Source organism: Bradyrhizobium sp. UFLA06-06, from assembly GCF_054820065.1.
Window position 1 is genome coordinate 116,577 of record NZ_JADFUD010000022.1, and the last position, 13,107, is coordinate 129,683.

Sequence of the window (13,107 nt, forward strand, 5' to 3'; positions counted from 1 at the left end):
CCCAAATTCCAGTCCGCGAGAGCTGATGCCCAAAAGAACCGACATCTCCACCATCCTGATCATCGGCGCCGGTCCCATCGTGATCGGCCAGGCCTGCGAATTCGACTATTCCGGCACGCAGGCCTGCAAGACGCTCAAGGAAGAGGGCTTTCGGATCGTCCTGGTCAATTCCAACCCGGCCACGATCATGACCGACCCGGAGCTGGCGGACGCGACCTATATCGAGCCGATCACGCCCGAAATCGTCGCCAAGATCATCGAAAAGGAACGCCACGTCCTGCCCGGCGGCTTCGCGCTGCTGCCGACGATGGGCGGCCAGACCGCGCTGAACTGCGCGCTGTCGCTGCGCAAGCAGGGTACGCTGGAGAAGTTCGACGTCGAGATGATCGGCGCCACCGCCGACGCCATCGACAAGGCGGAAGACCGCCAGCTGTTCCGCGACGCCATGGAGAAGATCGGGCTGCAGACGCCGAGGTCGCGGCTCGCCAATGCGTCGGCGCTGAAGAAGTCCGACCGCGACAAGTACCTCGCCGATCAGGCCAAGCTGTCCGGCCCTGAGCTCGAAGCCTTCGAACGGCAGTGGGAAGGCGGCGAGAACGAGCGGCGCAAGCGCTACCAGCAGCAGGCCCTGGCCGAAGCGCTGATGGCGCTGTCCGACATCGGCCTGCCCGCGATCATCCGCCCCTCCTTCACGCTCGGCGGCACCGGCGGCGGCATCGCCTACAACAAGGAAGAATATCTCGACATCATCGAGCGCGGCCTCGATGCCTCGCCGACCAACGAGGTGCTGATCGAGGAATCCGTTCTCGGCTGGAAAGAGTTCGAGATGGAGGTGGTGCGCGACAAGAAGGACAATTGCATCATCATCTGCTCGATCGAGAACGTCGATCCGATGGGCGTGCACACCGGCGATTCCATCACGGTGGCGCCGGCGCTGACGCTCACCGACAAGGAATACCAGATCATGCGGGACGCATCGATTGCGGTGCTGCGCGAGATCGGGGTCGAGACCGGCGGCTCCAACGTGCAGTTCGGCATCAATCCGGACGACGGCCGCATGGTCGTGATCGAGATGAATCCCCGCGTGTCGCGCTCGTCGGCGCTGGCCTCGAAGGCCACCGGCTTCCCGATCGCCAAGGTCGCGGCCAAGCTTGCGATCGGCTACACGCTCGACGAGATCGCCAACGACATCACCGGCGGCGCGACGCCGGCCTCGTTCGAACCGACGATCGACTACGTCGTCACCAAGATTCCGCGCTTTGCGTTCGAGAAATTCCCCGGCGCCTCCTCCACGCTGACCACCTCGATGAAGTCGGTCGGCGAGGTGATGGCGATCGGCCGTACCTTCCAGGAGAGCCTGCAGAAGGCCCTGCGCGGGCTCGAGACCGGGCTGACCGGCCTCGACGAGATCGACATCGAGGGCCTCGGCCGCAGCGACGACAAGAACGCGATCCGCGCCGCGCTCGGCACGCCGACGCCGAACCGCCTGCTGCAGGTCGCGCAGGCGATGCGGCTCGGCTGGTCGAACGAAGATATCTTCAATTCCTGCAAGATCGATCCCTGGTTCCTCGCCGAACTGCGCGCCATCGTCGAGATGGAAGGCAAGATCCGCAGCAGCGGCCTGCCGACCAATGCGTTCGCGATGCGGATGCTGAAGGCGATGGGCTTCTCCGACGCGCGGCTCGCCGTGCTCACGGAGACCACCGAGGCCGACGTCACCGCCAAGCGCCACGCGCTCGGGGTGCGCCCGGTGTTCAAGCGCATCGACACCTGCGCGGCGGAGTTCGCTTCGCCGACCGCCTACATGTATTCGACCTATGAGCGGCCGTTCGCCGGCGAATTTGCCGACGAGAGCGCGCCGTCGGACCGCAAGAAGGTGATCATCCTCGGCGGCGGCCCGAACCGCATCGGCCAGGGCATCGAGTTCGACTATTGCTGCTGCCATGCCTGCTTCGCGCTCGAGGACGCCGGTTACGAGACCATCATGGTCAACTGCAACCCGGAAACGGTGTCGACCGACTACGACACCGCCGACCGGCTGTATTTCGAGCCGCTCACCGCCGAAGACGTGCTGGAGATCATCTCAACCGAGCGCAAGAACGGCACGCTGCACGGCGTGATCGTGCAGTTCGGCGGCCAGACCCCGCTGAAGCTTGCCCGCGCGCTCGAAGCCGCCGAAGTGCCGATCCTCGGCACCTCGCCCGACGCGATCGACCTCGCCGAGGACCGCGACCGCTTCAAGCGCGTGCTCGACAAGCTGCGTCTCAAGCAGCCGAAGAACGGCATCGCCTATTCGGTCGAGCAGGCCCGCCTGGTCGCCGCCGATCTCGACCTGCCGCTGGTGGTGCGTCCGTCCTACGTGCTCGGCGGCCGCGCGATGCAGATCATCCGCGAGGAGAACCAGCTCAACGACTACCTGCTGGGAACGCTGCCCGAGCTGGTGCCCGCCGACGTCAAGGCGCGCTACCCGAACGACAAGACCGGACAGATCAACACCGTGCTCGGCAAGAACCCGCTGCTGTTCGATCGCTATCTGTCCGACGCGACCGAAGTCGACGTCGACTGCCTCTGCGACGGCAAGGACACCTTCATCGTCGGCATCATGGAGCACATCGAGGAAGCCGGCATCCATTCCGGCGACTCCGCCTGCTCGCTGCCGCCGCATTCGCTCGACGCCAAGACCATCGAGGAGCTGGAGCGGCAGACCCGCGAGCTCGCGCTCGGGCTCGACGTGGTCGGCCTGATGAACGTGCAATACGCCATCAAGGACGGCGAGATCTACGTGCTCGAGGTCAACCCGCGCGCATCCCGCACCGTGCCGTTCGTCGCCAAGGTGATCGGCACGCCGGTCGCCAAGATCGCGGCACGGATCATGGCCGGCGAGAAGCTCGCCGACTTCAAGCTGAAGAAGAAGAAGCTCGGCCATGTCGGCGTGAAGGAATCGGTGTTCCCGTTCGCGCGCTTCCCAGGCGTCGATACCGTGCTCGGACCGGAGATGCGTTCGACCGGCGAAGTGATGGGCATCGACCGCTCCTTCGAGGTCGCGTTCGCGAAGAGCCAGCTCGGCGGCGGCACGCGCGTGCCGCGGCAGGGTACGGTGTTCGTCTCGGTGCGCGGCGACGACAAGATGCGCATCGCGGATGCGGTGCGGCTGTTGCACTCGCTCGGCTTCAAGGTGATGGCAACTTCGGGCACGCAGCGCTATCTCAGCGACAACGGCGTGCCGACGGAAAAGGTGAACAAGGTGCTCGAAGGCCGTCCGCACATCGTCGACGCCATCACCAATGGCGACGTCCAGCTGGTCTTCAATACCACCGAAGGTCCGCAGGCGCTGGCCGACAGCCGCTCGCTGCGGCGGGCTGCCCTCTTGCATAAAGTGCCATATTACACCACTCTTTCGGGCGCGGTGGCGGCCGCACGGGGAATCCGGGCCTATCGGGCCGGGGACCTTGAGGTCCGCACGCTTCAGAGTTACTTTTCCGAAAGCTGACCGCTGCCCGGGCTGAAGGCCCGAAGCGGTCAATTAGCCGAATGGCTGGAACTCACCGCGCGATTGGATGTTGTCACGGCCCTTAGCGGGGCCGAAAATCACTGGGCTTCCGGGCGCGTTGGCGCCCTGATTCCTGCGTTAGCTGAACTGGATATTCGTGCACGGCCGCCGGGCGCGCGCGATGAAGGACGAAGATGATGGATAAGGTTCCGATGACCGCGGGCGGATACGCCGCGCTGACGGACGAGTTGAAGCATCGCCAATCGGTGGATCGTCCGCGCATCATCGAACACATCGCGGAAGCACGCTCGCACGGCGATCTCTCCGAGAACGCCGAGTATCACGCCGCCAAGGAAGAGCAGTCACACAACGAGGGCCGCATCGCCGAGCTCGAGGACAAGCTCGCGCGCGCCGACATCATCGACATTTCGAAACTGTCAGGCGACACCATCAAGTTCGGCGCGACCGTGACGCTGATCGATGAGGACACCGAGAAGAAGGCGGTGTGGCAGATCGTCGGCGAAGTCGAGGCCGATGCCAAGAAGGGCCGCATCTCCATCACCTCGCCGCTTGCGCGCGCGCTGATCGGCAAGAAGAAGGGGACCACCGTCGAGGTGATGGCGCCGGGCGGCGCCAAGGCCTACGAGATCACCAAGGTCGAGTGGCGGTAGTTACCTTCGCGTGACTGGTGCAGAAAAGCCGCGTCCCGCACGCGGCTTTTTTGTTGTGCAGTACCTCAATTCCTCACAGCTCTGACAGGATTGTGAGTTGTCAAATCTGCTTAACTTGTTAATAATTCCGACCCGGAATTATTATATATCATAACTATCTGGGACGAGCAATATGATCAGCACTCTCGCCGGGCGGTATTCGCCCAGCCTTCTAAGCATCCTTCGCATCTACGTCGGACTCAGCCTGCTGCAGCACGGTACCGCGAAGATTCTCCATTTTCCGACCGTTCCGATGTTCGCCAACGTCGACATCAGCTCGCTGATGGGCGTCGGCGGATTGATCGAGCTCATCGGCGGCGCGCTGTTTATTGTTGGCCTGTTCACGCGTCCGGTGGCGTTCATCCTCTCGGGATTCACCGCCGTCGCATACTTCATGGCGCATGCGGGCAAGAGCTTCTATCCCATCCTGAACGGGGGCGAACTCGCCGCGGTCTACTGTTTCGTCTTCCTTTATTTCGTGTTCGCCGGCCCCGGCCCGTTGAGCCTCGACGCGATCCGCGAGGGTAAGACCGCGTAGCGCTCCAGCAAGGAACCGCACACCAGGCGTGACAGCGCCGTTTCATTCTCCATAATGCGCGCTCGCAACGGCGCGCATTTTCTTTTGGAGAGCAACATGGACCTGGACCGCCTCGGCAGGATCGCTCAGCCTTATCTGCTGAGCGTTCTTCGCTTCATCACCGGGCTGCTGCTCCTGCAGTTCGGCGTCGCCAAACTGTTCAAGTTTCCGCATGTCGAGATGTTCGCCGAGGTGACGCCGTTCTCGCTGTTCGGTGTCGCCGGCATGTTCGAACTCGTGCTCGGCGGAATGCTGATGCTGGGTTTGCTGACCCGGATCGTCGCCTTCATTCTCTCCGGCGAGATGGCGTTCGCCTATTTCATCGAGCACGCGCCTGTCAGTTTCTTTCCGCTGCTTAACGACGGCACGCTTGCGATACTGCTCTGCTTCACCTGCCTCTACCTGGCCGCGGCAGGCGGCGGGCCGCTCAGCCTCGAGGTCTTGCGAAAGCGGAGGCCATAGCACGCTAGCGGCAGAAGCGTGTTGATATGACGGCCTTACGGCGAAATCCGACAGCATGCGCACCACTCCACCGAGGGCGCAACGTAAGGGCGAAGATACCCTTCACGTATGAAACCACGAACTTGTAAGGACGTTGCGGTCTCGCGATCGCACCACCTCTTGAACCAAAAAGCTCCGCCATTGTTGACGCTAGGGACCAATGGTGGAGAGCGCGATGAATGTGGATCGATTTGCGGCGAGCTTTCAACCGTATCTCTTGAGCCTGTTCCGGTTCATCACCGGCCTGCTTCTGTTTCAGTACGGGGTTGCAAAAATCTTCAAGTTTCCGGCGCTCGCCCCCTTCGCCAATCCGCCGCCACTCATCATGACGGCCGGCGCGATCGAGTTGGTGCTCGGTGGATTGTTGATGATAGGACTGCTCTCGCGGATATCTGCCTTTATCCTGTCCGGTGAAATGGCCTTTGCCTACCTTCTCGGCCACATGCTGAAGACGGGCGAGCCCGTGCTTCTGCCGCTCAACAACGGTGGAACAGCTGCAATATTGTTCTGCTTTGCCTGTCTGTACCTTGCAACGGTAGGCGGCGGACCGGTGAGCGTGGACGCGGTAATCGGGAAGGAGCGCGCGTCGCGCAATGAAGAGTCGCACTTCAGACCAGCAGCGGAATAGCGCTAGCGTCAGCCGACCGCCTTCAATCCCAGCGGCACCGCGGCCTCGTATTTCGAGTTGTGCAGCACCAGTGACGTCCTGACGTTGCGCACGTGCGGCGCCGCCGTCAGATGGGTGACGAAATCCTGGAACGTCGCCATGTCGGGCGCGACGCATTTGAGGATGAAATCGACTTCGCCCGACAGCATCCAGCATTCCCGCACCAGCGGCTCGGCGCGCACGAAATTCTCGAAGGCGCGGAGATCGGCGTCGGCCTGGCTCGACAGATGCACCGAGGCGAACACCGTGACGTCGTAGCCGAGGCGGCGCGGATCGAGCAGGCCGCGGTATCCCTGGATGTAGCCTTCCTCCTCCAGCGCCCGGACCCTGCGCAGGCAGGGCGGCGGCGAGATACCGACGCGTTTGGCCAGTTCCACATTGGTGATTCGGCCATCGGCCTGGATCTCGGCGAGGATTTTGAGGTCGATCTCGTCAAGGTTCTTCGACACGCGACTACAGTTCCCTAGGGTTTGGAAGGCTTGGCAGGTCCGCCGGCAACTCTCATAGCGCAGCCAGCCGGCATTGCGCAATTTTATTGCGCGTGCAGCGCAAGATTTCGCGAATGTGACTTCAGTTCCGGGGAAAAATCGCTGCCATGGATTGCAAATCTTGCATAGCTTCCCAGATATCCTAGACTTGGATTTGACACTTTTAGCACCGCCGTGACCTGCCTCCGGGGTGCTTCCCACACAAGTCCCCGTCAAAGTCCCCAGAAGAGAGGGATCAGCTAATGCCCGCGCCTGTCCACGCCAAGGTCGTCATCATCGGGTCCGGCCCCGCCGGCTACACCGCAGCGATCTACGCGGCACGCGCGATGCTCGAGCCGGTGCTGATCCAGGGCATCCAGCCGGGCGGGCAGCTCACCATCACCACCGACGTCGAGAACTATCCCGGCTTCGCCGATGTGATCCAGGGCCCCTGGCTGATGGAGCAGATGGAGAAGCAGGCGGCCCATGTCGGCACCAAGATCGTCACCGATCACGTCAACAAGCTGGAACTCGGCCAGCGCCCGTTTCGCCTGACCTGCGATTCCGGCGACGTCTATCTCGCCGAGACCGTGATCCTCGCCACCGGCGCCCAGGCGCGCTGGCTCGGCCTGCCCTCGGAAGCAAAGTTCCAGGGCGGCGGCGTGTCGGCCTGCGCGACCTGCGACGGCTTCTTCTACCGCGGCAAGAACGTCGTGGTGGTCGGCGGCGGCAACACCGCGGTCGAGGAAGCGCTGTACCTGACCAATCACGCCTCCCAAGTCACCATCGTGCATCGCCGCGATCATTTCCGCGCCGAGCGCATCCTGCAGGAGCGGCTGTTCAAGAATCCCAAGATCAAGGTGGTGTGGGATTCGGCGATCGACGAGATCTGCGGATCGGAGAACCCGAACAAGGTCACCCATGTGCGGCTGAAGAACGTCAAGACCGGCGCGCTCACGAACCTCAAGACCGACGGCGTCTTCGTCGCGATCGGCCATGCGCCGGCGACGGAGCTCGTCAAAGGCCAGATCAAGCTGAAACCGTCGGGCTATGTCGAGGTCGCGCCGAACTCCACCGCGACCTCGATGCCCGGCCTGTTCGCCGCGGGCGACGTGGCGGACGAAACCTTCCGGCAGGCGGTCACCGCCGCCGGCCTCGGATGCATGGCTGCGCTCGAGGCGGAACGCTTCCTGGCTCTTCGCGCGAGCGATCGCGCAGCGGCGGAATAATCATGGCACGATCTCGCGACGGATTTACGGATATGGATTGGGACAAGCTGAAGGTCTTTCACGCAGCGGCGGAGGCCGGCAGCTTCACGCATGCCGGCGAACAGCTTGGCCTGTCGCAATCGGCGGTCTCCCGCCAGGTCAGCGCGCTGGAGCAGGAGCTCTCGGTGTCGCTGTTTCACCGCCACGCCCGCGGCCTGATCCTCACCGAACAGGGCGACCTCTTATTCCGCACCGCGCATGACGTGTTCATGCAGTTGCAGGCGGCCCGCGCAAAGCTCACCGACAGCCGCGAGCGGCCGAGCGGCGACCTCAAGATCACGACGCCGCCGGCGCTCGGCATCAACTGGCTGATCCCGCGGCTCGACGAGTTCACCGCACTCTATCCCGACATCCGGATCTCGCTGATCGTCACCGACGAGGATCTCGACCTCTCGATGCGCGAGGCCGACGTCGCGATCCGCACCCGCAAGCCGACCCAGCCGGACCTGATCCAGCGCAAGCTGTTCTCGATCGGCTTCCATGCCTATTGCTCGCCGGAATACATCAAGCGCTTCGGCACGCCGCGCACGCTCGATGATCTCGACTCGCACCGCATCATCATGCTCGGCGACTCGCAGGTGCCGGCACATCTGCAAAACCGCAGCTGGTTGATCGATGCCGGCCGCAACGGCTCCGGTCCGCGCGAGCCCTACTTCAAGGTCAACAACATCCTTGGCCTCGTGCGCGCCTGCCAGCAGGGCCTCGGCATCGCCGCGCTGCCGGACTATCTGGTGGAACAGAACAACCTCGTGCAGCTGTTCGGCGAGTCCGACTCGATCGCGCTCGACACCTACTTCGTCTATCCGGAAGAGCTGAAGACGGTGGCCCGCGTGCAGGTGTTCCGCGACTTCGTGGTCAGCAAGGCGCAGCGCTGGCCGTCGTGATTAAGCGGCCCTTATAGGGCTGGTTTATAGGGATATCCGTGCTGCCCCCGGTCTCCGCATGACTGACATGCGACCTGGATAGTTGCTGCAAGGCGTCGATGGGGATCATAGTGTTTACACGCTGAGCGTTCGCGTCGCGCATATGTCCCCCTCCTCCAGTGGCGCGGAAGTTCAGTAATCCCTCTTGGAAGGTGATTGTGTCGGCCTCACGTGGCCAATACCTTAAGCCGGGCTCACTTGAGCCCGGCTTTTTTTCATCGCCGTGCCTTTTCACCTCCACGTCATGCGCAAAACGCGCCGCACGTCGCGGTCAGCCTGTGCATTGACAACAACCTCGCAGCGCAGCATCATTATCCCATGATCACGACTTCGTGCGCCGTTCTGTCGTCGAAAAAAGCTCCCCTCCCGGGGACACGAGATCGCGCGCGATAAGATCACCTTCGCATTCAAACCGATCCCGAAACCCCGCCGCCTGGACGGGGTTTTTTGTTGGTCCCGTCTCCGGCCTTGCCTTCTTGAGGAGATGGAACATGACCGATCTACACCAGCAATTGCAGGGCCTCTGGCTGCCCCTGATCACGCCATTCCGTAACGGCGAGCTCGACGCCACGTCGCTGCGGCGTCTCGTACGGCACTACGCCAATGGCCCCGTCGACGGGTTCATTCTCGGCGCAACCTCCGGCGAGGGCATGGCGCTCAGCATGGACGAGCTGGAGGGGCTGGTGAGCGTCGTGCTCGACGAACTGAGTGCCAGCTCCCGCCATTTGCCGGTCTGTCTCGGGCTCTCCGGCGCCTCGACCGCCCGGATGAAGGAAGCGCTGGAAGACACGGCCGACTGGCCGATCAACGGCTATTTGATCGCCAGCCCCTATTATATCAGGCCCTCGCAACGCGGGCTCGTGCAGCACTTCAGCGCGCTCGCCGATCACGCCTCGTGGCCGATCGTGCTTTACAACATTCCCTATCGCACGGCGGTGAACCTGACCAACGAGACGCTGCTGACGCTCGCGGACCATCCGAACATCGCCGGCATGAAGGATTGCTGCGCCGACCGCGCGCAGTCGATCGACTTCCTCAACCGCCGGCCGGCCGGCTTCCGCGTGCTGACCGGCGAGGATGCGCAGACTTTCGATGCGCTCTCGGACGGCGCCGACGGCGCGATCCTGCTGTCCGCACATCTGGAAACAAACACCTTCGCTGCGATCCGCACGCTGTTGCAGCAGAGCCAGCGCCACGCGGCGCTGGCTGCCTGGCAGAGCGTCGTCGGCCTGACGAGGCTGTTGTTCGCCGAACCGAGCCCCGCGCCCGCCAAGCACTGGCTGTGGCGGCAGGGGCTGATCGACAGCCCCGAGGTGCGGCTACCGATGGTCGCGGTGAGCGAGGATCTCGCAACCTGGCTCGACGCCGAGATGGAACGGCGCGCGCAGCTTCTGCTGCCGGCGTGATCGCGCTTTCTCCCTCTCCCCGTTCTTACGGGGAGAGGGCTGGGGTGAGGGGGTGCTTCCGCGCAAACGGTGAGAGACAGACTCGTGGAGAGTCCCCCTCACCCGGTTCGCATTTCGCTTCGCTCCATGCGATCCGACCTCTCCCCGCAAGCGGGGCGAGGTAAGAAAGTTCAATCCAGCTTCACCCGCGAAAGCCGCAGCGCGTTGCCGATCACGCTGACCGAGGACAACGCCATCGCGGCGGCGCCGACCATCGGCGACAGCAGGATGCCGAACAGCGGGTACAGCACGCCGGCTGCGATCGGCACGCCGGCGGCGTTGTAGACGAAGGCGAACGCCAGATTCTGGCGGATGTTGCGCATGGTCGCGACCGACAAGCGCCGCGCCCGGACCAGGCCCATCAGGTCGCCGGTGAGCAACGTGATGCCGGCGCTCTCGATCGCGACGTCGGTGCCGCCGCCCATCGCGATGCCGACATCGGCGGCGGCGAGCGCCGGCGCGTCATTGACGCCGTCGCCGGCCATCGCGACGGTGCGGCCCTCGCCGCGCAGCCGCTGCACGACCTCGCTCTTGCGCTCCGGCAGAACCCCGGCCTCGACCTCGTCGATGCCGAGCGTCTTTGCCACCGCCCGCGCGGTGGTCTCATTGTCGCCGGTCAACATCACGATGCGCAGGCCCTCGGCACGCAGCGCCTGCAGCGCGCTGGTCGCGGACGGCTTGACCGGATCGGCGATCGCGACCACCCCGGCGATGCGGCCATCGACCGCGACAGAGATCGCCGTCGCACCGTCCCGCCGCGCGGCCTCGGCCGCCTCGTCGAGCGCTGCCGTCGCGATCTTCAACTCGGCCATCAGCACCGCGTTGCCGAGCGCAACCTGCCTGCCTTCGACCGTGCCGGTCGCGCCCTTGCCGGAGGGCGAGGCAAAATTGCTGACGGCGGCGGATGAGAGCTTGCGCTCCCTGGCAGCGGCGATGATCGCCTGCGCCAGCGGATGCTCGCTGCCCTGCTCGACACTGGCCGCCAGCCGCAACAGATCACTCTCGCCGAACCCTTCGGCGGCAATGACGCGCACGACCCTCGGCTTGCCCTCGGTGAGGGTACCGGTCTTGTCGATGACCAGCGTATCGATCGCCTCCATCCGCTCCAGCGCCTGCGCGTCACGGATCAGGATGCCGGAATGCGCGCCGCGGCCGACACCGACCATGATCGACATCGGCGTCGCCAATCCCAGCGCGCAGGGGCAGGCGATGATCAGCACCGTGACGGCGGCGACCAGCGCGAAGGTCAGGCGCGGCTCCGGACCGAACACCGTCCAGGCGATGAAGGCGAGCACGGCGGCGGCGATCACCGCCGGCACGAACCAGCCGGCGACGCGATCGGCGAGCCGCTGGATCGGCGCGCGCGAGCGCTGCGCCTTCGCCACCATGTCGACGATCCGCGACAGCATCGTGTCGCGGCCGACCTTCTCGGCGCGCATCACGAGGCCGCCGCTCTGGTTGACCGTGCCGCCGATCACCCTCTCGCCTTCGGCCTTCGTGACCGGCATCGACTCGCCTGTGACCATGGACTCGTCGATGACCGCACTGCCCTCGACGACGACGCCGTCGACAGGCACCTTCTCGCCCGGTCGCACGCGCAGGCGGTCGCCGACCTTGATTGCGTCGATGTCGATATCCTCATCGCCATGTTCGGTGATGCGCCGCGCGGTCTTGGGCGCGAGGCCGAGCAGCGCGCGGATCGCGCCCGAGGTCTGCGCGCGGGCGCGCAATTCCAGCACCTGGCCGAGCAGCACCAGCACCGTGATCACGGCCGCCGCCTCGAAATACACCGCGACCGCGCCATGCATGTCGCGGAACGCGGGCGGGAACAGCTGCGGCGCCAGCGTCGCGACCACGCTATAGACATAGGCGACGCCGGTGCCCATCGCGATCAGCGTGAACATGTTGAGATTGCGGGTGACGAGCGACTGCCAGCCGCGCACGAAGAACGGCGCACCGGCCCACAGCACGACCGGCGTCGCCAGCACGAACGAGATCAAGTTCGACCAGCCCTGTGGCACGAGATGCATCAGCCCGAGATGGCTGCCCATCTCGAGCACGAACACCGGCAAGGTCAGCGCGAGGCCGATCCAGAATCGCCGCGTCATGTCGATCAGTTCAGGATCCGGTCCGTCGTCGAGCGAGACCTGCTCGGGCTCCAGCGCCATGCCGCAGATCGGGCAGCTTCCGGGGCCGACCTGGCGCACCTCGGGATGCATCGGGCAGGTGTAGATCGTGCCCGCGGGCGCCGGCGGTTCCGGTTCACGCGGCTTGAGGAATTTTTCCGGCTCGGCCTCGAAGCGCTCGCGGCAGCGGCCGCTGCAGAACAGGTACTCCTCGCCCTTGTAGCTGAAGCGGTGCTCGGCGGTCGCCGGGTTGACCTTCATGCCGCAGACCGGATCGATCGCGAACGCCACCTCGGCTGGCGTCGTGTCGTGATCATGCTTGCCGCCGCAGCAGGAATGCGCGGCCGCGCCATTGTGGTGATGATCCGCGTGCGAATGGTCGTGCTTTGCGTGTGCCACGAAACTCTTCCCGGCCGCTAACCCGGCCTCTTGATCTATATACCCTAGGGGGGTATATGTGACCTATGAGAGACGAGGTCAAGACATCCTGCTTAAAACGGCTCAAACGGATCGAAGGTCAGATCCGCGGGTTGGCCGCCATGGTCGAGGACGACCGCTATTGCATCGACGTGGTGACGCAGATCGCGGCCGCGCGCGCGGCGCTGCGCCGCGTCGAGGAAGAGGTCCTCCGCGATCATGTGGCTCATTGCGTCGAGCATGCGATCTCGTCCGGCGACAAGGCCGACCAGCGGCGCAAGATCGCCGAACTGATGGACGTGATCGGGCGCGCGGATCGGTGATCTAAGCACCACCCCCATACTCGATGCCGTCCCTGCGAAAAGACGGACCATAACCACAGGACGTGGGATGGAGCGAGCTGGGGCCACAGCTCGCTCCAACAACGCGCCCCTGTGGTTATGGGTCCCTGTGTCTTGGAAGTCTGTCAGGATGTGGGTGGGCGGGAAGCCGTTGGGTCCTTGGCGCTTGACGCCG

General features: G+C 64.4%; 11 protein-coding genes. 9 read left to right on the plus strand and 2 right to left on the minus strand.

Annotated elements, in window-relative coordinates; all coding sequences use genetic code 11:
• Window positions 1–25 precede the first annotated feature (25 nt).
• From carB to IF803_RS20455, 5 genes are all read left to right on the plus strand, one after another.
• On the plus strand, window positions 26–3,490 hold the full coding sequence (gene carB / locus IF803_RS20435) for a carbamoyl-phosphate synthase large subunit (RefSeq protein ID WP_461193247.1): 3,465 nt from the start codon (window positions 26–28) through the stop codon (window positions 3,488–3,490).
• A 197-nt stretch (window positions 3,491–3,687) separates the two neighbouring features.
• Window positions 3,688–4,161, plus strand: coding sequence for a transcription elongation factor GreA (gene greA, locus IF803_RS20440; RefSeq protein WP_018269816.1), 474 nt, complete (start codon window positions 3,688–3,690; stop codon window positions 4,159–4,161).
• Window positions 4,162–4,333: 172 nt separating this feature from the next.
• Window positions 4,334–4,738 (plus strand): DoxX family protein, encoded by a 405-nt coding sequence (locus tag IF803_RS20445; protein ID WP_461193248.1) that lies wholly within the window; start codon window positions 4,334–4,336, stop codon window positions 4,736–4,738.
• Window positions 4,739–4,834: 96 nt separating this feature from the next.
• Window positions 4,835–5,239 (plus strand): DoxX family protein, encoded by a 405-nt coding sequence (locus IF803_RS20450; protein ID WP_304498806.1) that lies wholly within the window; start codon window positions 4,835–4,837, stop codon window positions 5,237–5,239.
• Window positions 5,240–5,453: 214 nt separating this feature from the next.
• Window positions 5,454–5,906, plus strand: a complete 453-nt coding sequence (locus IF803_RS20455) for a DoxX family protein (protein ID WP_461193249.1) — start codon at window positions 5,454–5,456, stop codon at window positions 5,904–5,906.
• A gap of 8 nt (window positions 5,907–5,914) precedes the next feature.
• On the opposite strand, the gene IF803_RS20460 is transcribed toward IF803_RS20455, so the two are convergent.
• On the minus strand, window positions 5,915–6,394 hold the full coding sequence (locus IF803_RS20460) for an Lrp/AsnC family transcriptional regulator (protein ID WP_016845095.1): 480 nt from the start codon (window positions 6,392–6,394) through the stop codon (window positions 5,915–5,917).
• A 281-nt stretch (window positions 6,395–6,675) separates the two neighbouring features.
• Between IF803_RS20460 and trxB the strand changes: the two genes are divergently transcribed.
• The 3 genes from trxB to IF803_RS20475 all read left to right on the plus strand — a co-directional run bounded on the left by trxB (window position 6,676) and on the right by IF803_RS20475 (window position 10,009).
• A complete protein-coding gene (gene trxB, locus IF803_RS20465) occupies window positions 6,676–7,641 on the plus strand; it encodes a thioredoxin-disulfide reductase (protein WP_461193250.1) in 966 nt (321 codons plus the stop codon).
• Between the two features lie 2 nt (window positions 7,642–7,643).
• Window positions 7,644–8,564: a LysR family transcriptional regulator gene (locus IF803_RS20470; protein WP_026192264.1), complete on the plus strand. Its 921-nt coding sequence runs from the start codon at window positions 7,644–7,646 to the stop codon at window positions 8,562–8,564.
• A gap of 530 nt (window positions 8,565–9,094) precedes the next feature.
• Window positions 9,095–10,009 (plus strand): 4-hydroxy-tetrahydrodipicolinate synthase family protein, encoded by a 915-nt coding sequence (locus tag IF803_RS20475; protein WP_461193251.1) that lies wholly within the window; start codon window positions 9,095–9,097, stop codon window positions 10,007–10,009.
• A gap of 170 nt (window positions 10,010–10,179) precedes the next feature.
• On the opposite strand, the gene IF803_RS20480 is transcribed toward IF803_RS20475, so the two are convergent.
• Window positions 10,180–12,573: a heavy metal translocating P-type ATPase gene (locus tag IF803_RS20480; RefSeq protein ID WP_461193252.1), complete on the minus strand. Its 2,394-nt coding sequence runs from the start codon at window positions 12,571–12,573 to the stop codon at window positions 10,180–10,182.
• 65 nt (window positions 12,574–12,638) lie between these two features.
• Between IF803_RS20480 and IF803_RS20485 the strand changes: the two genes are divergently transcribed.
• Entirely contained in the window at window positions 12,639–12,914 is a 276-nt protein-coding gene (locus tag IF803_RS20485) for a metal-sensitive transcriptional regulator (protein WP_018269815.1), read from the plus strand.
• Window positions 12,915–13,107 lie beyond the last annotated feature (193 nt).